Source organism: Paenarthrobacter sp. CCNWLY172 (genome assembly GCF_037402035.1).
GTDB lineage: Bacteria > Actinomycetota > Actinomycetes > Actinomycetales > Micrococcaceae > Arthrobacter.
The window spans coordinates 97,840-120,954 of sequence record NZ_JBBEGB010000007.1; the positions used below are offsets into that span (position 1 = coordinate 97,840).

27 protein-coding genes, 1 tRNA gene, 1 pseudogene and 1 riboswitch are annotated in these 23,115 nt (G+C 60.8%); of the genes and pseudogenes, 13 read left to right on the plus strand and 16 right to left on the minus strand.

Going from position 1 to position 23,115, the window contains the following annotated elements:
• Positions 1 to 121 precede the first annotated feature (121 nt).
• The gene (locus WBN73_RS12610) at positions 122 to 448 is read left to right on the plus strand and encodes a hypothetical protein (RefSeq protein WP_242703527.1); all 327 of its coding nucleotides are present in this window, start codon (positions 122 to 124) and stop codon (positions 446 to 448) included.
• Positions 449 to 452: 4 nt separating this feature from the next.
• On the opposite strand, the gene WBN73_RS12615 is transcribed toward WBN73_RS12610, so the two are convergent.
• Together WBN73_RS12615 and WBN73_RS12620 are read right to left on the minus strand one after the other, a co-directional pair.
• The gene (locus WBN73_RS12615; protein ID WP_089593735.1) at positions 453 to 977 is read right to left on the minus strand and encodes a SixA phosphatase family protein; all 525 of its coding nucleotides are present in this window, start codon (positions 975 to 977) and stop codon (positions 453 to 455) included.
• Positions 978 to 1,205: 228 nt separating this feature from the next.
• Positions 1,206 to 2,072, minus strand: coding sequence for a winged helix-turn-helix domain-containing protein (locus tag WBN73_RS12620; RefSeq protein ID WP_207596294.1), 867 nt, complete (start codon positions 2,070 to 2,072; stop codon positions 1,206 to 1,208).
• A gap of 766 nt (positions 2,073 to 2,838) precedes the next feature.
• Here WBN73_RS12620 and WBN73_RS12625 point away from each other — a divergent pair.
• The 3 genes from WBN73_RS12625 to WBN73_RS12635 all read left to right on the plus strand — a co-directional run bounded on the left by WBN73_RS12625 (position 2,839) and on the right by WBN73_RS12635 (position 6,221).
• Positions 2,839 to 3,579, plus strand: a complete 741-nt coding sequence (locus tag WBN73_RS12625; RefSeq protein WP_207596293.1) for a response regulator transcription factor — start codon at positions 2,839 to 2,841, stop codon at positions 3,577 to 3,579.
• Between the two features lie 3 nt (positions 3,580 to 3,582).
• A complete protein-coding gene (locus WBN73_RS12630; protein WP_280626744.1) occupies positions 3,583 to 5,112 on the plus strand; it encodes a sensor histidine kinase in 1,530 nt (509 codons plus the stop codon).
• A 99-nt stretch (positions 5,113 to 5,211) separates the two neighbouring features.
• Positions 5,212 to 5,373: riboswitch (cyclic di-AMP (ydaO/yuaA leader) on the plus strand.
• A gap of 5 nt (positions 5,374 to 5,378) precedes the next feature.
• The gene (locus WBN73_RS12635; RefSeq protein ID WP_280626743.1) at positions 5,379 to 6,221 is read left to right on the plus strand and encodes a hypothetical protein; all 843 of its coding nucleotides are present in this window, start codon (positions 5,379 to 5,381) and stop codon (positions 6,219 to 6,221) included.
• An 87-nt stretch (positions 6,222 to 6,308) separates the two neighbouring features.
• On the opposite strand, the gene WBN73_RS12640 is transcribed toward WBN73_RS12635, so the two are convergent.
• From WBN73_RS12640 to upp, 4 genes are read right to left on the minus strand one after another with little or no spacing between them, the layout of a single operon-like run.
• Entirely contained in the window at positions 6,309 to 7,703 is a 1,395-nt protein-coding gene (locus WBN73_RS12640) for a pyridoxal phosphate-dependent decarboxylase family protein (protein WP_207596290.1), read from the minus strand.
• Between the two features lie 52 nt (positions 7,704 to 7,755).
• Complete coding sequence (locus WBN73_RS12645; protein WP_207596289.1) at positions 7,756 to 8,424, minus strand: HAD-IA family hydrolase; 669 nt, start codon at positions 8,422 to 8,424, stop codon at positions 7,756 to 7,758.
• Positions 8,425 to 8,469: 45 nt separating this feature from the next.
• Positions 8,470 to 8,847: a glyoxalase superfamily protein gene (locus WBN73_RS12650; RefSeq protein WP_231343300.1), complete on the minus strand. Its 378-nt coding sequence runs from the start codon at positions 8,845 to 8,847 to the stop codon at positions 8,470 to 8,472.
• Positions 8,848 to 8,894: 47 nt separating this feature from the next.
• The gene (gene upp / locus WBN73_RS12655; RefSeq protein ID WP_090825061.1) at positions 8,895 to 9,530 is read right to left on the minus strand and encodes a uracil phosphoribosyltransferase; all 636 of its coding nucleotides are present in this window, start codon (positions 9,528 to 9,530) and stop codon (positions 8,895 to 8,897) included.
• 22 nt (positions 9,531 to 9,552) lie between these two features.
• On the opposite strand from upp, the gene WBN73_RS12660 reads away from it, so the two are divergent.
• The 3 genes from WBN73_RS12660 to WBN73_RS12670 all read left to right on the plus strand — a co-directional run bounded on the left by WBN73_RS12660 (position 9,553) and on the right by WBN73_RS12670 (position 10,936).
• Entirely contained in the window at positions 9,553 to 10,086 is a 534-nt protein-coding gene (locus WBN73_RS12660) for a nucleoside deaminase (RefSeq protein ID WP_280626734.1), read from the plus strand.
• A 23-nt stretch (positions 10,087 to 10,109) separates the two neighbouring features.
• On the plus strand, positions 10,110 to 10,490 hold the full coding sequence (locus tag WBN73_RS12665; RefSeq protein ID WP_207596287.1) for a VOC family protein: 381 nt from the start codon (positions 10,110 to 10,112) through the stop codon (positions 10,488 to 10,490).
• A 155-nt stretch (positions 10,491 to 10,645) separates the two neighbouring features.
• Positions 10,646 to 10,936, plus strand: a complete 291-nt coding sequence (locus WBN73_RS12670; RefSeq protein ID WP_337340416.1) for a hypothetical protein — start codon at positions 10,646 to 10,648, stop codon at positions 10,934 to 10,936.
• On the opposite strand, the gene WBN73_RS12675 is transcribed toward WBN73_RS12670, so the two are convergent.
• Genes WBN73_RS12675 through WBN73_RS12685 form a run of 3 tightly spaced genes read right to left on the minus strand, consistent with a single transcriptional unit; the run spans position 10,914 to position 13,340 of the window.
• Positions 10,914 to 11,924 carry a glycosyltransferase family 4 protein gene (locus WBN73_RS12675; protein WP_337340417.1) on the minus strand — a complete coding sequence of 337 codons (1,011 nt, stop codon included), beginning with the start codon at positions 11,922 to 11,924 and terminating at the stop codon, positions 10,914 to 10,916. The genes WBN73_RS12670 and WBN73_RS12675 overlap by 23 nt on opposite strands.
• Positions 11,925 to 12,323 (minus strand): 6-pyruvoyl trahydropterin synthase family protein, encoded by a 399-nt coding sequence (locus WBN73_RS12680; protein ID WP_337340418.1) that lies wholly within the window; start codon positions 12,321 to 12,323, stop codon positions 11,925 to 11,927.
• 3 nt (positions 12,324 to 12,326) lie between these two features.
• Positions 12,327 to 13,340, minus strand: a complete 1,014-nt coding sequence (locus tag WBN73_RS12685; RefSeq protein WP_280626727.1) for a zinc-dependent alcohol dehydrogenase — start codon at positions 13,338 to 13,340, stop codon at positions 12,327 to 12,329.
• Positions 13,341 to 13,478: 138 nt separating this feature from the next.
• On the opposite strand from WBN73_RS12685, the gene WBN73_RS12690 reads away from it, so the two are divergent.
• From WBN73_RS12690 to WBN73_RS12710, 5 genes are all read left to right on the plus strand, one after another.
• Positions 13,479 to 13,568 (plus strand) — tRNA-Ser (locus WBN73_RS12690).
• Positions 13,569 to 13,720: 152 nt separating this feature from the next.
• Complete coding sequence (locus WBN73_RS12695) at positions 13,721 to 13,984, plus strand: hypothetical protein (RefSeq protein WP_207596284.1); 264 nt, start codon at positions 13,721 to 13,723, stop codon at positions 13,982 to 13,984.
• A 222-nt stretch (positions 13,985 to 14,206) separates the two neighbouring features.
• Complete coding sequence (locus WBN73_RS12700) at positions 14,207 to 15,067, plus strand: hypothetical protein (protein ID WP_337340419.1); 861 nt, start codon at positions 14,207 to 14,209, stop codon at positions 15,065 to 15,067.
• 157 nt (positions 15,068 to 15,224) lie between these two features.
• A complete protein-coding gene (locus tag WBN73_RS12705) occupies positions 15,225 to 16,151 on the plus strand; it encodes an alpha/beta hydrolase (protein WP_337340420.1) in 927 nt (308 codons plus the stop codon).
• 23 nt (positions 16,152 to 16,174) lie between these two features.
• Complete coding sequence (locus tag WBN73_RS12710; RefSeq protein WP_207596282.1) at positions 16,175 to 16,774, plus strand: hypothetical protein; 600 nt, start codon at positions 16,175 to 16,177, stop codon at positions 16,772 to 16,774.
• A gap of 358 nt (positions 16,775 to 17,132) precedes the next feature.
• Here the strand turns inward: WBN73_RS12710 and WBN73_RS12715 are convergent, their stop codons facing one another.
• Positions 17,133 to 17,660, minus strand: a complete 528-nt coding sequence (locus WBN73_RS12715) for a hypothetical protein (protein ID WP_280626723.1) — start codon at positions 17,658 to 17,660, stop codon at positions 17,133 to 17,135.
• Positions 17,661 to 17,731: 71 nt separating this feature from the next.
• On the opposite strand from WBN73_RS12715, the gene WBN73_RS12720 reads away from it, so the two are divergent.
• Complete coding sequence (locus WBN73_RS12720) at positions 17,732 to 17,869, plus strand: hypothetical protein (protein ID WP_337340421.1); 138 nt, start codon at positions 17,732 to 17,734, stop codon at positions 17,867 to 17,869.
• Between the two features lie 1,222 nt (positions 17,870 to 19,091).
• On the opposite strand, the gene WBN73_RS12725 is transcribed toward WBN73_RS12720, so the two are convergent.
• From WBN73_RS12725 to WBN73_RS12740, 6 genes and pseudogenes are all read right to left on the minus strand, one after another.
• Entirely contained in the window at positions 19,092 to 19,379 is a 288-nt protein-coding gene (locus tag WBN73_RS12725) for a DUF805 domain-containing protein (RefSeq protein ID WP_280626719.1), read from the minus strand.
• Positions 19,319 to 19,651, minus strand: coding sequence for a DUF805 domain-containing protein (locus tag WBN73_RS21445; RefSeq protein WP_443193261.1), 333 nt, complete (start codon positions 19,649 to 19,651; stop codon positions 19,319 to 19,321). Before WBN73_RS21445 ends, WBN73_RS12725 begins: the two co-directional genes overlap by 61 nt.
• 1,337 nt (positions 19,652 to 20,988) lie before the next feature.
• Positions 20,989 to 21,864: a hypothetical protein gene (locus tag WBN73_RS12730; RefSeq protein WP_280626717.1), complete on the minus strand. Its 876-nt coding sequence runs from the start codon at positions 21,862 to 21,864 to the stop codon at positions 20,989 to 20,991.
• 123 nt (positions 21,865 to 21,987) lie between these two features.
• Positions 21,988 to 22,203, minus strand: a pseudogene (locus WBN73_RS21450) (RHS repeat-associated core domain-containing protein); the annotation flags it as partial.
• The gene (locus tag WBN73_RS12735; RefSeq protein ID WP_089593720.1) at positions 22,203 to 22,448 is read right to left on the minus strand and encodes an NINE protein; all 246 of its coding nucleotides are present in this window, start codon (positions 22,446 to 22,448) and stop codon (positions 22,203 to 22,205) included. The gene WBN73_RS12735 and the pseudogene WBN73_RS21450, both read right to left, overlap by 1 nt.
• A 92-nt stretch (positions 22,449 to 22,540) precedes the next feature.
• A complete protein-coding gene (locus WBN73_RS12740) occupies positions 22,541 to 22,945 on the minus strand; it encodes a hypothetical protein (RefSeq protein WP_157731599.1) in 405 nt (134 codons plus the stop codon).
• Positions 22,946 to 23,115: the final 170 nt, after the last annotated feature.

Below are 23,115 nucleotides of genomic sequence, written 5' to 3' on the forward strand. Positions count from 1 at the left end.
GCGATCAACGTCACACAGGGGAACATTCGACGCTTGGCTCTCTGTTAGCTTAGGCTAACCTTACCCAGCCTTCCGCGCCGTCCGGAGCGCGATCGTCAAAACTTTTTGAAGGGGCCCAACTGTGGAAGCAATCCTCTTTCCAACGGACATGAACCACCATCACACCTATGGCCTGGTGAGTTACATCATGATCGACGACGGACTGTATCCGAGTGCCCACAACCGGCGCGATCCCTACGCACTGCCGGCGTTCGATATCCGCGGGCAATGGGTGTACCCCAGCCGTTACAACGAATACATGGCACCGCAATTGCCGGTATACATGTTCGACGGCGAGTATCTGATCGCAACAGGGCACGGAGACGAAGCGGCGGGCCTGCCCGTTTTCGAGATTCGTTGCATGTGCATGCCGCAGTTAGCCCACGGAGACCCAAGTAACTCGCAATAGCAGATTATGCGCGGGGCACAGTGAAGTGCGTCAGCCGCGCGTCCTGCCCGTCCAGCTCAGCCCAGGACTTCTCCGTCTCCAGTACCGTCAACGCACTCGTTGGGTATCGGGTAGCGGCATCCATGTACGCGTCGTGGTCCGAATCACGCGAAGCCAAGTGCATGGCCAGATCCTGGACGCCGGGCATGTGTGAGATGACCATCAGCGTGGTCACCGTGTCAGGAACATGATTGATGACCGTCAACATGCGGTTCGCGGAGGCGGCGTACAGGCCGTCCTCGAGTTTAGGGGTCGGCGCTTTGTCACCCAGCTCATCGCAGACCCAGGTGCAGGTCTGGCGGGTCCTCAGCGCGGACGAGCACAGGATGAAATCCGGCACCACGCCCTGCTTGAGCAACCATTTGCCCGCGAGCGGCGCTTCCCGATGCCCACGCTCTTCGAGGGGACGCTCATGATCAGGCACACCCATGGGCCAATCAGCCTTGGCATGCCGCATGATCACGAGGCGCTTGATGTGGTGGTCGCTCATGAACCAACCCTATCCGCTGCAGACTCCCTCCCCCGGGCCTTCCTGACCTTCTTTGGGAGATCAACAGCCCGTGGTCAACCTGGTGCGGTTGCTCAAGGGCTGTTGGCAGATCAAAGTGGGTCAGGACCCCACGCACGCCGGTCCGTGGGCTTGCGAGGTGAGGGCGGCCGTGGGGAGGAACGAGCGCCGGCGCAGAGGGATGTTGCCGCCTTTCGGCTGCGGTGCTACTTAGATCGAGTATTCCGGAGCGGCCCAGACAATAACTTCGGGGTGCTCGTAGAAGCGGTAGCCCTGGCCGCGGACCGTGCGGACGGTGTTGGCGAGGCGGCCAAGCTTGGAGCGGAGGCGGCGGATGTGGACGTCGATGGTGCGCTCGTTGGGCACCTCTTCGGCGTTGCGCCACAGACCCTCAAGGAGTTCGTCGCGACCCACGGTGCGAGTGCCGTTCTCGACGAGGTAGTTGAGGAGCTCGAATTCCTTGAATGTCAGGTTCAGTGACTCGCCGTCGAGGTGCACTTCGCGGCGGGCGAGGTCGATCAGCACGCCGGAGGGGCGCGATTCCTGCTGGGGCGTCGGACGGGCAGCTTCGGTGCGCTGGCGTGCGGCGACGGTGGGGTCCCCGAACGTGGAACGCACGACGTCGAGTGCGGACCCGGGTGCCCCGGCTGGGGCGACTGCGACGGCAGCGTAGCTCTCAGCGCCGGTCACGAGGGACTGCGCATAGGCCCGGATTTCCTGGGCCAGCTTGGCAATGGAGGTGCCGGCTGCCGCTGCTGTTTCCTCGTCAATGCCCATGTAGAGCACAAAGCCGCGGGCCACATTGTCGTTGGCAACGGGGCGGAGCCTGTCGGACTGGGCAATCACCGGAGTGGGCGCAGTCATGGGTGCCGGCTCGGCGGTAGGTACGGCGCGCAACTGGCCATAGGAGTTGGGGTTGTAACCCTGCGGAACGTAACCGGGAGCCTGCTGGCCTGCGCCCTGCTGGGCGGGGGCGTAGCCGGGGCGGTTGCCAAAGCCGGGGCGGAGCCCCGCGTTCGACGCGGCCTTGTTGGCGTTACGGACGGAGATGTGGACGTATCCAGATGCAACTGACATGGAGTGCTTACCTCAAAAGTGAATAGCCGTCATCGCGGCTTCGAATGCTGGTTGTCCCCGCAATGAGTTTGGGGAGGGGCGCCCAACGCTGGGCTAGGGGGCGAATGCCTGAAACTTCTTGGGGTGGAAAGTTAGGCTTGCATTCGACAACAGCGGTCATCATGGCCAGCGGGTGTGCTGGACCAGGTTGCTGCGGCTGCAGGTGCTGTTGAGTTCTTGTTCACATTGGAAGTGTGCAACGTAACAATGGCAACACGCAAGTAACAAAGCGCCGAACCGTCCACATTTTGAGACGCAGAGGTCTATTGTGTCGCAAATCACAATTCAGTTCTGGCCTAAAATGAACGTCTCTCAATTCTGCCGCGACTGCCTTTTTTGGTGCCCTGCCGAATTTCCTTCGCTTCAGGGGGCATTTGGCGCATCTGCCTCCACGCGAACCCTGCCTCCGCGGAATCTCACGATCTGAAACAACTGTTGTCCAATCGCGGAAACGAAAATCCCCGCATTTTCGACCCCGTGTCCCCGCAAAACGCCTCACTCTCGGACGTGAGAGAGCGTCGGCCGGAAACAAACGGGACGTGAGAGAGCGTCGGCCGGAAACAAACGGGACGTGAGAGAGCGTCGGCCGGAAACCAACGGGACGTGAGAGAGCGTCGGCCGGGGCCGGACACGTGTCACCGCACTTCCACGTCGCTAGTGTTGACTTCACAGCGTTCTCACAGGACCGGCAAAGCGCGGGCTAACCAGCAGATCGGAGAGTTGTCCCATGGCCTCCTCGCACTCCATGACCAACAACCTTCCCCAACTCTCCCACCCGGACGGCTCCCCTATCCGTGCCCTGGTGGTGGATGACGAGCCCAGCCTCGCTGAGCTCATGAGCATGGGGCTTCGAATGGCCGGGTGGTCAGTTGCTGTTGCCGGCGACGGCCCTGGGGCCGTGAAGCTTTCCAAAGAATTCCGGCCCGATGTCCTCGTACTGGACGTCATGCTTCCCGGATTCGACGGTGTGGAAGTCCTCAACCGCATCCGTGCGTTTGCCCCGGAAGTTCCCGCGCTTTTCCTCACAGCCAAGGACGCCGTGCAGGACCGCATCGTCGGGCTGGCTGCCGGCGGCGACGACTATGTCACCAAACCCTTCAGCATGGAGGAAGTCCTCCTGCGACTGCACCGCCTGGTCCAGCGTTCCGGCGTGGCCGCCATGGACACTGCCGAACTGGTGGTGGGTGACCTTACCCTGAACGTGGACACCCGTGAAGTCACCCGGGCCGGCGAGGACATTCCGCTTACCGCCACCCAGTTTGAGCTTTTGCGCTACCTCATGGAGAACCCTAAACGAGTGGTCAGCAAAGCACAGATCCTGGACCGTGTGTGGGACTACGACTTCGGTGGACAAGCCAACATCGTGGAGCTCTACATTTCCTACCTGCGCAAGAAGATCGAAGCAAACCACCCTCCGATGATCCACACCATCCGCGGCGCCGGCTATGTCATCAAGCCTGCGGACTAGGCGTTGAGCACCCTTTCAGGAGTGGCCAAAAAGTCACACCGCAGTTGGCTCAGCCCCTCCGCGTGGCACCTGCGTACCCGACTGGTCCTGGTCGCCATGGCCTTGCTGGTCGCCATTTGCGCTGCCGTGGGAGTGGTCAGCTACGCCTCCATGGACATGGTGTTCAACAAGCAGCTCGACCGGCAGTTGGAGCAGGCGTCAAGCCGCGCGACCAGCTTCGGCAGGCCGCCGTCGAACTTTCCGTCCTCCCCCTCCGGAAGGCCGGACCCGCTGGAAGCGCGCGGCCAGGCCGCTGGAACGCTGAACGCACGGATCGATGGAACAACCGTGATCAATCCAGGCGTTATTGAGGCCTCCGGCAAGCGGGCCGAACTCACGGCGGACGACAAACAGATTCTGCTGTCGTTGCCCCGGGACAACCGGCCTGTGGACCGATCGCTCTCCTATGGGGATTACCGGCTCGTGGCCGTCGAAACTGCCGGCGACGTGATCGTGACGGGACTGCCTCTCGCGGACAAGCAAAGCGCCGAGGCCTCGCTGGTGTGGACCATGGTTCTGGTGTCGCTCGGCGGACTGGCTGTGATCGGCCTCGCGGGAACGGTAATCATCCGGCGGACCATGCGTCCATTGGAGCAGCTCTCCGAGGTAGCCACCAAAGTTTCCCGCCTCCCTCTCGACGCCGGTGAGGTGGCACTTGCGGTGCGGGTCCCGCCGTCGGCCGCCCATCCCGGAACCGAAGTCGGCAGCGTTGGCCATGCCCTCAACCAGATGCTGAACAACGTCTCCAGTGCTTTGGAAGCCCGCCAGGAAAGCGAAACCAAGGTGCGCCAGTTCGTCGCGGACGCGTCGCACGAACTTCGAACGCCGCTTACGGCCATCCGCGGTTACACCGAACTGTTGAGCATGACCGAGAACTTCACCGATGACGGCCGAAAGTCGCTGGCACGCGTCCGGAGCCAGTCCGAACGGATGACCACCCTGGTGGAGGATCTGCTGCTGCTTGCCAGGCTGGACGAAGGCCAGGCGCTTAAGATCACGGACGTGGACCTCACCCAGTTGGTGATTGAAACTGTCAGCGACGAGAAAATCATGGCACCGGACCAGATTTGGCAACTCCAACTCCCGGATGAACCCGTCACGGTCCGCGGCGACGTTACGCAACTGCACCAGGTCCTGGCCAATCTTCTCTCCAACGCCCGTAAACACACCGATGCCGGCACCACGGTGGTCACGAGCGTGATGCTCTCCGCCGACGGCAGCCCAGTGGTGACCGTAACGGACAACGGGCCCGGCATTCCAGAGGATTTCCAGGGCCGGATCTTCTCCCGTTTTGCCCGCGCCGACGCTGCGAGATCGGGGTCCGAGGGCACGTCGGGGCTGGGTCTGTCGATCGTTGAATCCATCGTGGAAGCTCACGGCGGCAGCGTGCACGTGGCGTCCCGTCCAGGGCGCACGGAATTCACCCTTCGATTCCCTGCCGTCGCCACCGAACAGAAGTTACGAACCCAGCAAGGCGACTCACCGTCGTCGTGATCTCTGTTACCTAAATGTGACTTCTACGAATTCCTCCTGTACCGTCGAAAGGGTGGGTCGCCCCAACTGGCCCACATCCGGGATGCGCCGAGCTCTGCCACTTCCCGGAGTCCGTACTTACTCCGAGGCAGAGACGGGGGACCCAGAGTCTCCGGGACCAGGCATTTATGCCGGACCCTTGGGGTGAAGCCGCAGCGTGATGCGCGGCCGGATGACCTCATCCGAACCCGACAGCTAACTCCGCAGGCGCTGAGAGGTAATCACACATGTCTGAATTTAATGATCAGACGCGCCCTTCCGCGCGTCACCGCGATGAGCACAACGCACCGTTGACCAAGTCGCAGGCTGTCCTCAAGAACGCTGCCCGCCAGGGCAAGTCCGGCCACCGCATGTCGGTTGTTGCCGGTGTTGTAGCTGCTGCGCTGGGCGTTGCATCGCTCGGTACTGCTGCCAACGCCGCCCTGACCCTTCCCGAGGTAAGCCGCGTTGCAGAGACCCAGGCGAATGCCCAGGTCAGCAACAACAAGACAGCTGAAATCTCCGCTTCCTTGGATGCAGCCGCTGCAAAGGGCGCCGCTGACAGGGCAGCCGTGGACAAAGCCGCAGCCGAAAAGGCCGCAGCCGAGAAGGCCGCGGCGGACCAGGCCGCCGCTGAAAAGGCCGCCGCCGAGAAGGCCGCTGCCGACCAGGCCGCCGCTGAAAAGGCCGCCGCTGATGCTGCAGCCAAGCAGGCCGCCGACGCCGCTGCTGCCGCCGCCGCTGCCGAAGCTGCAGCTGCTGCTGCCGCCCCCAAGGCCGTGGACGATCCCGCCGCTGCCAAAGCCTACGCTGCCAGCATCCTTGGCAACTACGGCTGGAGCGCCAGCGAAATGACTGCCCTGAACACCCTGTGGGAGAAGGAATCCAACTGGAGGACGACCGCCACCAACGCTTCCAGCGGTGCTTACGGCATTGTCCAGTCGCTGCCGGCTAGCAAGATGGCAACCGCGGGCGCTGATTGGCAGACCAACTACCAGACCCAAATCAAGTGGGGCTTGAACTACATCAAGGAACGCTACGGATCCCCGTCGGCCGCCCTGGGCTTCCACTTGGCCAACAACTGGTACTAAGCCAGACTGCTTGATTACCGCGCCGGTTGCCGCCGCCCGCACCAGTACAGACTGGAGCGGATGGCGGGAACCGGCGCGGTTTTCGCGTTACACAGACTCCGGTTCGGCTTCCAACGCGCTGCGCACCGCCGCGATGGACGCAGCAACATCCCCTGCATCCGTGGTCCAGTTACTCACCGAAATCCTGAGGATTTCACGGCCACGCCAGGAGGACCCGGACATCCACACCGCGCCCTCGGCCATCAGCCGTTGCGTGACACGGTGTGTGCGGTCATCACTGCCGAAGCTCACCGATACCTGCGTGAACACGACGTCGTTGAGCACCTCGACGCCCGGGATCGCGGCGAGCCCCTCGGCCAACGCGCGGGCGTTTGCAGCGAGCCGCTCCACCATGGAGATCACCCCGTTACGGCCCAGTTGCCTCAGCGCCGCCCACACAGGGATGCCCCGGGCACGGCGGGACATCTCAGGCACTTTCTCGAAAGGATCTCCCGGGCCGGCATCCGTAGCAATGAGGTAACTTGTGTGAACACTGAAAGCACGCCTCAAGGCTTCCGGCCTCGCAACGATGGCCAAGCCGCAGTCGTAAGGAACATTCAGCGTCTTGTGGGCATCCGTGGCCCAGGAATCTGCTTCCTCTACTCCCGCCAGCCGGGCCCGCAGCGTCGGGCTAACGGCGGCCCATAAACCAAAAGCACCATCCACGTGCACCCATGCGCCGCGATCGTGGGCCACCGCAATGGCTTCCTCCATGGGATCAAAGGCGCCGGAATGCAGGTTGCCCGCTTGCAGACAGACCAGTGACAGTCCTGGTTGCTGGTCCATGGCCTCGGCAAGTGCGTCGGGGAGAATCCGTCCTTCCTCGTCGGCATCTACGGGCACGCAGGCACCCAATCCGAGATACCGCAAAGCCAGGTCCACTGCGGCGTGCCGCTCCCTGCCCGCAAAGGTGGTGATGCGTGGGGCGCCTGTCAGCCCCAGCGCCTCAAGGTCCCAACCCGCCTCGTCCATCAGATATTGGCGGCCCGCTGCCAACCCCACGAAGTTGGCGGTGGTGGCGCCGGTGGTGAATCCGACGTCGGCACTCGAAGGAAGGTGGAGAAGGTCCAGCAACCACGCGGCGGCAGATTCCTCGATGGCAGCAGCCGCCGGCGTAGCGAACCGAAGCCCCGTGTTCTGGTCCCACGCCGAAACGAGCCAATCCGCAGCCATGGCAGCGGGAAGGGTTCCGCCCATGACCCACCCAAAGAACCGTCCGGACTGGATCGCCATCAAGCCGGGCTCAGCCAGAGCGGCGAGCTCATCAACTACCTCCGCAGCATCGGTGGCCTCGTCCGGCAGCCGCGACGTCATGCTGTTGGCTACCTGATCGGCATCGGAGGACGGGCGGACAGGACGTGTTGGGACCGACGCAAGCCAGTCACCGGCATGGACCATGGCCCGCTCCAGTGCAGCACCGTACGCCTCCGGCATCGCAGACATGCCCACAGCCTACGCCCGGTTTATCGCTTGGAACAGTCCTAACCCGGCGGTACTAAAGGGTCAGCGTGAGGAGGTGCCCGCCGTCGTCGTCCTTTACCGAAATGACCGTCACGTCCGAGTAGTCCGGGATGCGCCACATGCCATCTTCAAGATGACCGGCGTCGCCTACTACCACGGTCCGCATCCCGGCTGCGCGCGCCGCAGCGATACCGGCTGGCGCATCTTCGAAGACCACGACGTCGGCCGGGTCGACTCCCAGCAGGGTGGCCGCCTTGAGGTAGCCCTCCGGGTGCGGCTTGCCGAGGGTTACGGCCTCCGAGGTAACGGTGGTGGTTGGCATGGAAAGCCCGGCAGCCTTCATGCGGATGCCCGCGAGGATATGGTCGGCTGACGTGACCAGGGCGATCGCTTCATCCGGCAAGGCACTCAACAGCGCTTCGGCGCCCGGCAGTGCAATCACGCCGTCTGTCCGCGTGCGCTCCATGGCGTCCAACTCAGCAGTCAGAGCCACGACGTCGGCACCCGCCGGAGCATAACGGCGCACCGTATCGCCGGAACGGACACCGTGGGAGGTCCGGAGAATCTCCTCGATGTCCAAGCCGTAGCGGCCAGCGAACTCAGACCACACCTGCTCCACGATGGCCGTGGAATCGACGAGTGTGCCGTCCATGTCGAAGAGGACGGCGCGGACGGTCAGCACGGGTGCGGCAGGATGGCTCATGGTTCCATCCTGCCGCACGCTCATGGGGTAGTGCTGAAGTATGACTTAGCCATTCGGCCGCTGCGGAAGGTACTGCACCGCCCACTGATTGCCGTCAGGGTCAGCGAAGTACACAAAGTGACCCCAGTCCTGGACGTCGACATCGCTGACCTCCACCCCGTTGGCCTTGAGGTGCTCATGGGCCTTGTTGATGTCCGCCACCACCACTTGCAGGTTGGGAGCCGAACCCGGAGGCGCGTCGGTGAGACCTTCACCGATGGCGATGGAACACGCCGAACCCGGCGGCGTCAGTTGCACGAAGCGGATGCCGTCCGTGGGACGCTCATCGAAATCGGCGTTGAAACCAACCTTGTTGACGTAGAAGTCCTTCGCGCGATCGACGTCGGAGACAGGGACAAATACCAGTTCAAGTTTCCAGTCCATGCGCCACAGGCTAACGGGGCACGGCGGAAACCGGTAGGGGTCTACCTTTAGCCGGCCACGCCGTAGAGGCGGTCGCCGGCGTCACCCAAACCGGGCACGATGTACGACTTCTCGTTGAGCTTCTCGTCAATCGATGCGAGGACAACCTTCACATTGGCGTCCGCGAGTTCCTCTTCCAGCTTCGCCAGGCCTTCAGGGGCAGCCAGGAGGCAGATGCACGTGACGTCAGAGGCGCCGCGCTTGAAGAGGAACTTGATGGCCTCGCGCAGGGTGCCGCCGGTAGCAAGCATGGGGTCCAGGACAAAGATCTGGCGTCCGGTGAGGTCCTCGGGGAGGCGCTCGGCGTAGGTGATGATGTCCAGGGTTTCTTCGTCGCGGGCCATGCCCAGGAAGCCCACCTCGGCGGTGGGGACCAGCTTGGTCATGCCCTCGAGCATGCCCAGGCCTGCGCGCAGGATGGGGACCACCAGCGGCGTGGGCTTGGTGAAAGCCGTGCCGATGGTCTTGGTGACAGGGGTCTCGATCTCCACTGGCTGCGTCTTGACCTCGCGGGTGGCTTCGTAGGCCAGGAGGGTGACGAGTTCTTCAGTGAGTTGCCGGAAGACCGGTGAAGGGGTGTTCTTATCCCGCAGAACGGTGAGCTTGTGGGCGACCAGCGGGTGGTCCACGACGAGTGTGCGCATCCCCCAAAACTATCATTGAGACATGAGCGCCACCGAGCCGTATCACGCAGACCACATGGCCTGGATGGGCCTTGCCCTGGACGAGGCCCGGTTGGCGCTGAAAACGGACGACGTACCGATCGGCGCCGTGGTGTTGGGGCCCGACGGCGGCGTGCTGGGTTCCGGACGCAACGAACGGGAAGCGCATGGGGACCCGACCGCCCACGCGGAGGTGGTCGCCATCCGTCAAGCGGCTGCTTCGCTGCGCCAGCGCGCGGCGGAGGCGGGCTCGGACGGTGACGGTTGGCGGCTTGAGGACTGCACGCTGGTGGTCACGTTGGAGCCATGTGCCATGTGCGCCGGGGCTATTGTCCTGGCCCGGATTCCGCGCGTCGTGTTTGGCGCGTGGGACGAGAAGGCGGGAGCGGTGGGATCCGTGTTCGATATTCTCCGCGAGCGTCGTCTCAATCATTGGGTGGAGGTCTACGCCGGTGTGCGGGAGGAAGAATGCGCGGCCCTGCTGAAGGAGTTCTTCGCCTCTCATCGCGTGCCCGGCGGGAGTAACTACCCGGCCTGATCCTCTTCTTTGCAGGAGTAGAAATGCCAGTCTCTTTCAACCACACCATCGTCTACGCAACGGATAAGCACGCCTCAGCCGACTTTCTGGCGCGCATCTTCGGCCTTCCGAAGCCGCAACCCATGTGGTCCTTCGTCACGGTGTTGTTGGACAATGGCGTCACGTTGGACTTCCTGGAGGCGTCCGGGGAGATAGCGCCCCAGCACTACGCCTTCCTGGTCAGCGAAGAGGAGTTTGACCAAATCTTCCTCCGGATCACTGCCGAACACATTCCTTATTGGGCCGACCCTTCCCGTGCTCGTGCACAACAGATCAACCACAACGACGGCGGCCGCGGCATCTACTTTTCCGATCCGGACGGGCACTTCCTTGAGGCGATTACCCGCCCGTACGGATCGGGCTGAGCTGGCCGTTTTGCCCGCGCGGCCGACAGGTGAGCTTAGACTGACACATGCTCGAAAAGTCGTGGGGAGCTTTTTGTCTTGCTGCTGTGGTGGTCGCAGGAACTATGACGGCATGCGGACAACAGGCATGCGATTCGATGCTTCGGCGCACTGACGTGAGTATCGATTTTTCCCGGCTTGGCGCGCCGTGGGAAACCTTGGAGTACACCGTCAACTGTCCGGGGCAGGAATCGTGCGTCTACACACCGGGCAGCAACACCAAGCGCTACGCCGCTGTGGCCGACAACCCGCTCTGGATCGTCGGCGGGACCAAGACCTTGGAAGTGACGGTGTACCTCACGGGTTCCTCCACACCACTGGCAAAGTCGACGGCCGACCTGAAGTGGGATCCCCCGTTCGATCCCTCCGCCTGCTCGACTAGTGCTACAGCAAACTTTGTGGTTTAGTCCCCAGCGCGCTGAGGACAGTGGCTGCCGTGGTGTCCCAGCCTTGTAGATGCTGGCGGGCTTGGAGGGCGTTGTTGCGCCAGCGCTGCTGCAGGGCGGGGTCGGTGAGCCAGTTCCTGAGAGTCCTTGTCAGGTTGTGGGGGTCGCTGAGGTCCAGCGCCGCACCCGCTCCGGTGCCGCCCAAGGCTTCGACTGCACCGGTCCCCTGCCGGACAATCACCGGGACGCCATGGGCCAACGATTCCGTGACCACCATGCCGAAGGATTCTGATCGGGAAAGAAGGACGCTGAGGTCAGCTTTGTGCCACTCCTCATCGAAGGCGTTGCCGGTCAGCTCGCCGGTAACGCTGATGCGGTTGTGGAGCCCGTAATGCTCGACGGCGGCCCTCACCTCAGCTGCGTACATCGGGTCTGCGTCCTCCGAGCCTATGAGGGCGACCGTCCACGGCAGATCCGTTATCTGGCTGAGGGCCTCTACCAAGAGTGTTTGGCTCTTGTTGGGCAGCAGTGCGGCCACGGCTACGATGTGCCGTGGCTGCGACCCCTTGGCGGGGTCTGCTTTGTCGGCCCCGGGCGTGGCGATGACTATATCCTGCGTCCCGTGCTTCGTCTCAAGCTCATCAGCGGCGTGGGCACTCGGGCAGATGATCCCCGTCGCGGCAGCCAGCGCCTTGGCCTCAAGGTCATGGTGATCCGCCAACGCCATATGGGACAGGATCCACACACTGGTTCCTTTACCCACGGCGCCTGCGATCTCGTCCGGCGACCCACTCGCTACCAGCCCATCGGCAATCACCGTTGCGCCGCCGTCGAGCGCTTCCGCGAATCGCTGCCGGTCCGCTGGGCTGCCAACCGGCCAGTCGCCGTCGACCACTACCGTCTCGATGTCCGCGCCCAAGGCGGTCAGGTGCTCCGCGAGTTTGGCGTTGTATTTGTTCCCCCCGGAGCCGTGGCGAACGTTCCCCGGGACCAGGAAGCGCACGTGCATCTACTTGGCCGGGAGCTCCAGCGAGTAGCCGGCCCAAGCATCGGGGTTTTCGCGGAGGACGACGTCGATGCCACTGAGCGCCGGGCCGTCTTCTGTGTCCTGGATCCGGGTGGCCATGGCGTCGGCGATGTGCTTGGCCAGTGCCTCGGTGGTGGAGAGCTTTCCCTTGAACGCCGGGTGCTCGTCGAGGTTCTTGTAGTTCAGGTCCGCCAGGATTTCCTCCAGGATGCCGCCCGCGGCGCCAATGTCCAGAACGATCGCGTCGTCGTTGAGGTCCGGACGCCGGAAGCTGACTTCGGCAACGAACGTAGCCCCGTGGAGGCCCTGCGCTGGGCCGAACGCTTCGCGGGGAAGGCTGTGGGCGATCATGAAGTGGCGTCGGACGGTCAGGCTGAACATGTACTAATCCTCCGGGGTGGGATAGGCGACCACGTGGCAGAAACCGCCGGGCCGTTCGAACAATTTAACGAGTGTGGTGGGCAGGTTCTGGAACTGGCATTCGCTGCTCAGGAACGTGTCGAACAGCGGGTCTTTGAGCTGGTTCACCGCTTCCTGCAGGCGCAGGGCGTTGGTTCGCCGGTGCCTTCTTGGAAGGGCAACGGCGCCGACCTGGCTGGAGCGGATGTTCAGCCTGCGCGCGTGGAAGTCCTCGCCGAGTGGGAGGGTGACTTCCTTGTCCGCGAACCAGGAGAGTTCGATGACGTCGGAGTCGTCGCCGGCCAGTTGCAGGCTCAGCTTGAGTCCGTCGTTGGACGCGGAGCAGTGGAAGACGATGTCGTTATCGTTTTTGGCGTCTTCAGGCTCGGCGAATTCGATGCTGAGCTTTTCGGCGAGGTTGCGCTTCTCCGGGTCCGCATCCACCAGCTGCAGGCGACCGAGCGGGTACTTCCGCAGGAGCGTCGTCAAAACGCCGCCCACAAGGCCACCACCGACGACGGCGACACGGTCACCCAGCCTCGGTCCGGCTTCCCAGAGGGCATTGATGGCGACTTCCACGATGCCCGTGAGCACCGCGCGACGGGCAGGGACATCCTCGGGGATGGCCGTGAGCTGGCTTGTGGGAACGATGTAGAAGTCCTGATGGGGATGAAGGCTGAAGACGGTTTTTCCTACCCACTCTTCCGGTCCTTGCTCTACCGTCCCCACACTCAAATAGCCGTACTTCACCGGGCCTGGGAAGTCACCTTCCTGGTGCGGGGCCTGCATCAGGTCAGCAACGCGTTCCGGGACCCGACCTTCGTGGACCACACGCTCCGTGCCTCGGCTGACACCTGAGTACAGGGTCCTGACGAGGGCTTCTCCTTCTTGCCTTGCTGGCAGGTCTTCCGGGCGCAGCTCACCATCGCCCGTCTCAGTGACCCAGTAGGCGTGGGCTTCGTGCTCTTGTTTCCGTTCGTGTTCCTGAGAAATCGTCATGATGCTTACGAATCTATCGGTGCGGAGCTGTGGACGGAAGTTGGCGTGGATTGAAGGGTGCGCCACCTGCTTATTGGGCAGGGTCCAGAGGGGCTCGTTTTGGGGAACCGGGCCAATCTCGGGTAGCCTATTTCAGTTGGTGACGTGTCCGAGCGGCCGAAGGTGCAACACTCGAAATGTTGTTTGGTGTAAAAGCCAACGTGGGTTCAAATCCCACCGTCACCGCCAATGAGAAAGGCCCTGCTTCCCTTTGTTTATAAGGGAGGCGGGGCCTTTTGCTGTGTTCGGGCTAGCCGTCTGCCCACATTCTGCCCACACCCGACTGTGAAACTGCGTGATCTAGAGCGTCTGAAACTGAGTCTAGGTTGAAGGGATATGCCATGAGCAGGGAAGACGAAATTGTGTATTTGCGCCTCAAGATCGGCCAGTACACGTACGAGGTCACCAACCAAGATCGCAACCTTAATGAGTGGATGATCCGCAGAGTCTGGGATGAGGGTTCGGAAGAGATCGGCGTACTTGTAAAGGATGATGGACCGGATCCGAGTTACTTCACGAAGCCGCTTAATCGACCGGTCGATGGAACTATCATGTGGCACACCATGGAGGATGCAGTCAGGTTTGCTGCGAGGGGCTTCCGGTAGGACGCGCTTGTCCCCTTGACTTGGCCTGACTTGAGCATGGAACGGATCTGCACCTGACTGGTTGCGAGTTCCTCCGCGACCTGCTCAATCGTCAGGAACCGGCGCTTATTCATTTCATCGGGCATTCATCCATTCTAAAGTCCTGCAGCTGTGGAGTCCTTGGGCCGGCTACATGGGTTATGCTAATCGTTGGATTTATTGTTCGCTTTATGGGGGACGGGCATGAGTTTTAACTTTGGTGACGGCGCGGACGTCGGGATTGTCTTTAATGATGGCGCTGCCGACGCTGTGATCAGTGCTGCTGATTCAGCGGATCAGGTTCTGCGTGGCGAGGGTGGGTTCCTGGACGGGACCATGGATCATGCTGTGGAGGACTTCAAAGGCGGATACGCGCAGCTATTCACCCAGGCTTGTGCCATCAGGGCTGATGACCGCGCCAGGCTTGCCGGGGTTCTCGCAGCGTTGGCGGAGGACGTCCGGCAAGCAAAGCTCAAAGCGCAGGAGGAGAAGTCTCGGCTAAAGAAACTCACCGCCTGGCGGCAACGCGCCGATATCCGTGAACAACACTTTCAGACTTTCCAGAGCGTGGCGAGCGATCCGATGCCCATGGAATGGCCGGTCGCTGCACCGACGATTTCAGCGGTGTTCTCGGCGAGGGACCGGGCCCGGTTCGCCGGCGGAGCGGGGGGCGCAACCAGCTCGGCTGATCCTGGAAAGCTGCGGGAATTTGTAGCCCAGTCCCGCGCCTCCTCGAACATCCTGGACGCGGAGCTGGGGAGAGTCCGGAGCGCGTGGAGCGGATTCACCGCATCGTGTTCCTGGGTGAACATGGGCATTGTCACAGTTGTGTCCGGTTTCGAGCAGCTTCTGATGCAGAACGCCGCTGACGCGGCTTGGCTTGAGCAGATCGCCGCGGCATTCGAAACAGCCGGCAGCGGTTCCATGGTTGACACCATGCTCAACAGCGCCCTCATACAGTACGCGCCAGCCGGGCAAGTCGGTTTGAATGACGTCGGGGCCCTGAACGCCGATCAATTGAAAGCCTGGCTCGCCGCCCCAGACCGTCGCCGGCAGAACAATTAAACCCGGTGCTAGTCAGAAGCTCCTGATCGAAGCCCTCCCCGGGGTTATCGGGAACCTGAACGGAGTCACCGCCACTGCCCGGAATGAAGCCAACCGGATACGTCTCTTTACCGAGCAGGAGCGCATCAACGCCGAACTCGCCAGGACGCCGGAGTCCTTGTTCACCAGCACAGGGCGGTCCATTCAAAACCCGCACTGGATACAGCTGCAAACGCAGCAGAAAGCCCTTGACGGTATCGGTCAAGCCCTCGTCAACGCGGGAGCCTCAGGCGAAGCTGCCCTGCTCGGTTTCGACCTCACCCACGGCCCACCGAAGGCACAGGTCTCTGCGGGCAACCCCGATACGGCCGACAACGTTACCTACGCAGTGTCCGGCATGCTCATCACACCGCAAAGCGGCTTCAACGACTGGGCAACAAACGCCGCGAACCTCCAGAAGCGACAAAGCCGAAACGACCCGGGCAAGTCCTTTGCGGTGGTGGCATGGATCAACTACGAGCCTCCCACTGTTCCGACCGTGAACAGCGGCGATGCCGCCCGGGCCGGTGCCGACCGGTTCGTCGCAGACCTTCAGGGGTTCAACGCCGTCAGAGAGGGTTTGGGCAACAGGACCCCGGAAACCCTGAACGTACTGGCCCATTCCTACGGCACCACCGTGACGTCCAACGCTCTTGCTGCTGCGGATTTGCGCGTCGCCTCCTTCACGATGCTCGGCTCCGCCGGCATAGAAAAAGAGATCCGAAACACCGGAGACCTCCACGTCCCAGCCGGCCAGGTCTACGCCACCCACGCCGCAGGCGATGGACTGGCCCAAATGGGCCGCTTCCTGCGCCAGGATCCGCGCCTGGAATCCTTCGGCGCGAAAGTGTTCTCCTCAGAAGAGGCCACGATCGACGGGACCCAATATCACGGCACCACAGAACACAACACACTGGTACATGAAAATGGCGGCAACGGCTACGGGTATCTAAACAAGGACACCGCCGCTCTGTACGAGGCGGCCCTGACAACAACCGGCAACGGAGACCGTATCCTGCCAGGCGCACGACCAGTATCGCCACCGGCCGGATTTGCGGGCCGGTGAACAACTCAGGAAGAGTGAACCGCATGCCCCATGAACCCAAGAACCGTCTAAAGGCGCGCCGCATAATTGTCGCGTTGTTTTGCGCGAGCATTGCACTGAGTGCCTGCACGCCCCCTACCCCGGAGAACACCATGACCGGCTCAAGCAATCCCAGCGACCCCGCAACCGTCAAAGCCCAGGTCGAAGAACTTAAACAGGCCCTCGCGGACCTCCACGCCTTCAAAACGGAAACCCAAAAAGCTATCGGACCCCAGAAGTGGAAGGACGAAGGTCTCCGAAACATGAGCTGCAGCACCAGCGACGGCAAAGACGGCGTGAACTACAGCGTCCTGAGCCAAACTATGGAGCCCCTCGATTTGGAAGCGTCTGTGGAGCTGGTCAAGGCGTTCTGGGAATCCAAGGGTTTCACTACGCAAACCGAACCACGGGATCCAGGGCTCATCGACCTCAACGCTGCCGGGAACGACGGACACCGAATCTCCTTCACCGCAAATGTAAAAGGCTCCAGTCTGGAGATGGACAGCGTCTGCGTTGCCGGGGACCAAACCGCAATCTACAAAGAGCTGTATCCCGAAAATTTCGGCCTCCCTGCCAACCCCAGCACCTCGTCGACCGCAAAGTAGAGCTGTTACAGCACGTTTCTCTCTGATCAGAGCCGATTCCGCGGTGCAGGTTCTCCGTTCCAAAAAGGCCGGTTTTCCGGGTGATGCCGTGAAGTATGCCGGTACGGAGGCGAGAACTTCGTCAAAACAACTGTAGTCTTAGCCCGAGAAATTCGTCTTGGGACTCACTACCGGTAAATATGAGATAAGCCTCGGCGGAAATACTCGGTGTGTTCCCGACCCGGAAAGAAATTCCGCTGGAAGATCGGCTGCACGGAAAGCTGACGGTCTGGCCAGGTGGGCCTCCTGGGTGTAATACCTTCGGAGTTGCCCGTCGCTTCGGGCCGCTATCGATTAGCGCGTGTACGGCTTCCAAGCGTCAAGAACGGTGATGAGCGGCCTGATTTCCCCGTTGGCCTGGGTAATTGCGGCATCGCAGGCTTCGCTTCGTTTGTCTTCGCAGGCGATCGGTGCAGGATTCTTGGCCCAGGACATCCAAGCTGGTAAGCGTCCGGGCGACCAGGCTTTGCAACTCAGCAGGCGGGGTAGGAAGCCTTCGGACCTGAACAGCCGCTTGCTTCGCAGTCAACGCCACCGTGCTCACGGAGTACCCGCAGGTAGTCCGCTTGGCGAAATCAATGGCGGTGTCCCCTATCGACGCCAAGGCGCAGGCAACAATGTTGTCTTCGTACTCACGCCAGGCCTCTTCACGTTCGGTGATGATGCTCGCGAACTGTTCGGCGGACGCCGTGGGAGTCGGCGTAGGCGTAGGGGTCGATGTTGCCGAAGAGGGAGCGCCGGCCTCCGCAGCTCCACCGGGCCCTGCGCAACCAGTAGCTGCGAGCGGAGACATGACGATGCACAGCGCCAGCACCTTGAACAGTTGTTGATGAACGGTGGAACTCATTTGGCCTCCTGGGCCTAGGCGGGAGTTGTGATCATCAAACTTTGTCCGCCCCTCCGCGTACCCTCATGGGCATGGCGAAGTTTGACCCTGAGGGTTTCCAGACGATGATGGCTGAACTCAACGAGGAGGACCGCGGCGCCGTGGTTGTGCGCAGCCCGTACGAGGACATGGAATCAGACCTGGAGTACCTTTCAACTGGCAAGAACTAGCCCCGCAAGCCTATGTACGCGTAGACATCTTCTGTCGTAGCGTCTAGCGAAGGTGCCGCTCTCAGAACTTCACTCTCCAAGGTGTCCACGTGTGCCTTGGAGGCTGCTATCCATGCACTGTGCGCCTGGAAGTCGTCACCAGTTAAGCCTTCGCTGGCCTCTTGCAGACGAGACAGGAACGCGCGTCTTTCAGTGACCTGCTTCCATACCTCGAAGCGCTTCTCGAATTCAGCAAGCTGCCTCTGCACAAGTATGGAGCGTCCGACTACTCTGCGGAGCTCGGGCATGTGATCGTCAGCCAAGCGAGCCAGCCGCAGGTCTTCTTCCCTACGCCTTAGGGCGAATGTGGATTCAGCTTCTGCTTCACGAAAGAACCGCGGCAGGGAAAGTGGCGCGCCCGTGGAACCACCCCAACTGACTTCAAGCTGACCCGTGGGAACAAAAGTGTTCTGCCTGTCGCGCATCCACGCAGGAGTCTTCGGGTCTGTTCGAACATAGTATTTCTGCCTTTCGGAACCAGTCCCGCGCGTTTCCGAGACGTTAACCGTAATGACCATGTGTGGGGGCCTGATTTGAATGTGAGCACCCTCCGCTAATTTCCCATCCGACGGGCTAGGATCGCCGTGCATGTATGTGCCCCACCCTCGCCGGCGGGCTTCCTGGCGAATCTGCTGAAGGATCAGCGCAGCAGGCTCGGGTATGGGACTCCATTGCCGTAGAAAGTATCCGATGCGAGGTGGTTTCGGCTGAGCCGCGTACTAGTTCAGGCGGATCGAGGGGGTCAGCATCTACTGCCGGTGTTTTAGTGCAGACTTCTAATTGCGGAAGCATTTCGGTGTCCCAAGGAGTAACTTTCCAAAATAAAGAGAAGATTGCGTCGTCTTTCATGAAAGGCAGTGTGTTCGAGTTCGACATCGGTGTGACAGGAAGACGATGTCCAATAGAAATAGACCTTCTGAAGGCAAGGCTCCCAGGCGGAAGTTTCAGAGGCTCTGGCAGGTAGCAGGAGTCCTCATACTCCCTCTCGGGTTTCGTCAATTCATTGCTTGCAGCTATTAAGTACTAGTTCCAGCATGCTTACTGGGCTCATCACTGCGTGAACGGCGCCAGACCGATGCGTTCCGGTGCAATTTGCGGAACAGCCAGATGCACTTAATCCAGCACCATCCAGTAGGTTCCGTCGAGCGATCGCCAGTGTAACCCTGCGAACTGCCGTCGCCCGTCAGCGGGGGTCGAAGCGCCGACCTTCCTCCTTGGACGGCATAAGCGCCAAAATCAAAACAGCCAGTCCGCCGACCATCGGAACAAGCCCAACGAACGCAAGCGGACCCGCAAGATTTGCATCATGCAAACGCCGCCAAAGCAACGACAGCTGAGGCACCACAATGGCCAGCCCCAGAACAACGACGAGAATGAAACCTACCACCATGAGGCTTCCAGTCGGGGCATTCACGATACCAGGAGCGGCCTCATAGAACACTTCTTTACCGGTGGCCGGATCGAAACCCATGGATTGCACATTAGGGTTCTGTTGAGCCCAGGAGTACTGGCCACGAACCCGACAGTCATCACGAGGTATGGGACCACCATCACCAGGAAAACGAAAAGCTGACTCCACCAGAACTCACTCCGCGAGGCGCGACCAGCGAACTTCGCATACTTGGCAAAGAACCGCTTCACCGACTTACCAAACGACGCTCCATATAGAGGACCAGCCAGCTCACCCGAACCTTTAACCTCCGCAACGCCTCCGCCTGCAGGATCAACAGTCTTCATATCCATCTGTCTCCATGTCCTTCCCAGAAATATCTATAGAAACCAACAAACAACTATCTTCCGAACGCAAACGTTCTGCGCCCGATAATCTCTTCCGTAGAAGATAACTTGAATGAGCAGAACGAATAACCACTGATCAGAAGTGGAAACCTCACGAATTAGACCTTCCCGCGAAACCTCCCTTTTTGGCAGCTCAAGCCATCTGGTGCACTGAACACAAACACAGTCACCAGCTAAAAGCTAACGATGTTCACCGGCAGTCAGCGTCAAGCCAATCAATGGGCCGAGAGGGCATCCCGTCCACAGCGCACCGCCCGTCAAGCCAATCACCGGGATAACATTGGAAAGAACTGCGAAGGCTAAGCTGCCTAGGATGATGGTGGCACCAAACGATAACGTGGCGGCGAAGTTGGATTTCCAATACGTCACACATCCAATGCCAAGGGCAGTAGCAACAAGGACAATAGCGTTAGCAATCCAAACGGATATTCCGTACTCTTCAGTCCTATTGACGCACAGAACCAGCATGAGAATTCCCGGTATAACGCTCCCGGTCCAGTAATACCATTCCGGAGCGACTCGTTTAGTTGGCGCATACACCCTTTGCTTCGAGATCATCTTAGTTCACTTCCACAACTCGTCAACAACGACATTTGTGCTCAAACCCCTCGCTCCTTCAATACTTCAGCACTCATCCTGCTGCGGCGAGGCCGCCACGGGATGAGCCGTCGTTGCTTTCAGGTCCGCGTCGTTCAGGGGCCCGCAACCCGGTCGGGTCAGGAGTGTTGAGGGGATTGTTCCCGGCGTAGCAGTAGAGGCAGACTCAGCAGCGCGCCCCATGCCAAACCCGGAAAGCGACCTCAACGAGATGTCGTCTCCACCCAAGACCGGAAAATTCACGCCACCACAGAACGGAAAGAAATACTAAGTTCCGAAGTAACCGCCTGCAGTAAGGATGGACTGACCCATAACCCACTGGCCAGCAAGACATGCCATGATCATGGCTGTTCCTAGAATGTAGGTCCCGACGCGAGATCCCTTTCGCATCCGGTGCGCATCGGGCTTTCTACCGGACCGCCAAAAGAGGAAGAGCACAAGAAACACAATGAGCATGGCCATCCGCATTGGAATCCCATTGCCAGAGCGATCAAACCTTCCGTCGTAGGGCATTCGCGTATCCCAAGGGACGTGAGTGAAAACAAACACTGCAATACCTACACAAAGCAATGCGACAATCACGCAAAGTATGTCTATATATCTACAGGATTTCCTTCCCAATCGCAGATCTTCATCCGTGAAATCATCCTTTGCCTCCGAATTCCCCTTTGCACCATTCTCATCATCTACCACAGTGGCGCCCCTGTTCCTTGCTTTACAACTTCATTGCCCACAAATTTCACGCTTTCAACGATAGCCCCGGCATGCGCTCCGCCGTAGGCTGCCATGCTGTGAGTCATCCAGCCTGGATTGGGACTCAGTTCCGCGGCCCCTGGGAAGCGTGTAAGCAGCCCCCCGCCCAGTCCGTCATAGACCATCTCCGCGGCTCCGTAGCCCTCACCACGAATCGCATGATCAACGGAGCCACCAGCGAGTGATCCTCCCGCGCCGACACCGTATTGAACGAATGACGAGAACCGACCTGTCAGCGGTTGGGCTAAATAGCCCGCTTGGGAGCCAATGGCTCCGCTGACGATACCGCCACCTGCAGCTCCGAGGACGCCCTCGGGTTTCCACTCGTTCGGTGATCGCTGTACAAGGTACATGCCTGTGTTGCCTAGTCCCCCCGATATCCCATTCGTCAGTGCCGCCCGGCCCATCTGCTGGGCCGACAACTGCGACAAGTAACTCCCCGCACCGGCACTGACACGGGACACCCCCGCAGTGACCGCAGTCCCAACACGCGAACCCACAGCCGACACAGCAGATCCTGCCCTGGCCGCACCCGACGCAACCACGGAGCCCGCACGGCCCATCGCAGGAAGCAACTGCGTACTCACTGCCGTACCAGCCCGACCGAGCCCTGCCGTCACAACGCTGCTGACCTTCCCAGCCAACGGCCCTGCAACCACGCCAACGGCACCCGTCAAGGCCACCTGCCCCCAATTGACCGAACCGGTGGTTGCTTTCTGGATGATCGTGTCAGCACCCGCACCGATCAAGGCCAAACCAACCGGCCCACCAACACCGGTAGCCATCAACACACCACCAGCAATCACCATCGCACCACCAGCCAAATACTCCCAGTTGTCTCCGAGCCAGTCCCCGGTCGCTGCGAGGGCGCCGCGGGAGGAGCCGTCGTAGGCTTTCAGGTCAGCGTCGGTCAGGGGCCGCAGGCCGGTGGGGTCGGTGGTGTTGAGGGGGTTGTTTCCGGCGTAGGAGTAGGGGTTGCCGTCCCAGCCCGCGCCAAGGACGGGGGCGAGGGGGTCGGTGGAGAGGAATCCCCGGGTGACCGGGTCGTAAGCGCGCTTGCCGAGCCATTTGAGTCCGACGATGTCGATCCCGGCACCAGCGGTCAGGGCAATACCGGCCGGCTCCGGGTCCGGGCTCTGTGGTCGAATTACGACGGCGACACGAACCGTGCCGCTTTCACCGACGCGCCGGAGCTACTATCACCTAAATACGCCGCGTGCCGGGTCAGCAGTTTGGCGATACCCGTGCCAAATTTGCCGAAGTAGAAGCGGCCCACGCCCAAGTCACCGAGAAGGAGGGCCAATAGGCATGGAGTTAGAAATGACTGTCTGGACCACTGACATGGGAAATTTGCTGACTTCCGGTTGACTGCTAGCCTGCCGGGCCTTGCCAACCGAAGTCGGTTGGCGTCTTGGCGCGCACGTCAGGCGTGACGTTCACTCACAACCACCATCAACGATGACTACCGCGTTCTGTCGCGCTTGTTTATGTAAAATTGCCAGCCTCGCGCAGGATTGTTATGGCCAACATCACCTGAAAGGAAATGAGCACAAAGATTGTTGCTGGTCCGGAAATATAGCGCAGTTTGCGCGCTTTTTCACGAGGGCGATTCTCACTAAACACTCGTTCCGTTGCCCAAAATAGGAAAAGACCAACGACAGGTAGAGCAAGAGCAAAAGGTATTGGTATATGCTTCCCATAATAGATGATCCCGGTATCAATGGGAACATTCACAACGACAAATATCGAAACACCAAGGCAAATAATAAAGCCGACAATACAAATTACGTCTATATAGACGCATGTCTTTTTCGACTTCCAGGCAATTTCACTTACTAATTCCCGCTGCGGAACATCGCTCCTCAATTTGGGATCTACCGGATCATTCACCACGGCCCCTCCCAGCTCATTAAACGTCGATACCAACAAGCCTAAGACTTGCGTCCCCAGCTACTCCGGTCAAAGCACAGCTCACACCTCACAACGCGCCCAGCCCTACCAGGTGCAATCACTAGTGACCGCACAGCGGCAGGCCGCGTCCTGGTTGATGCCGGAAACCA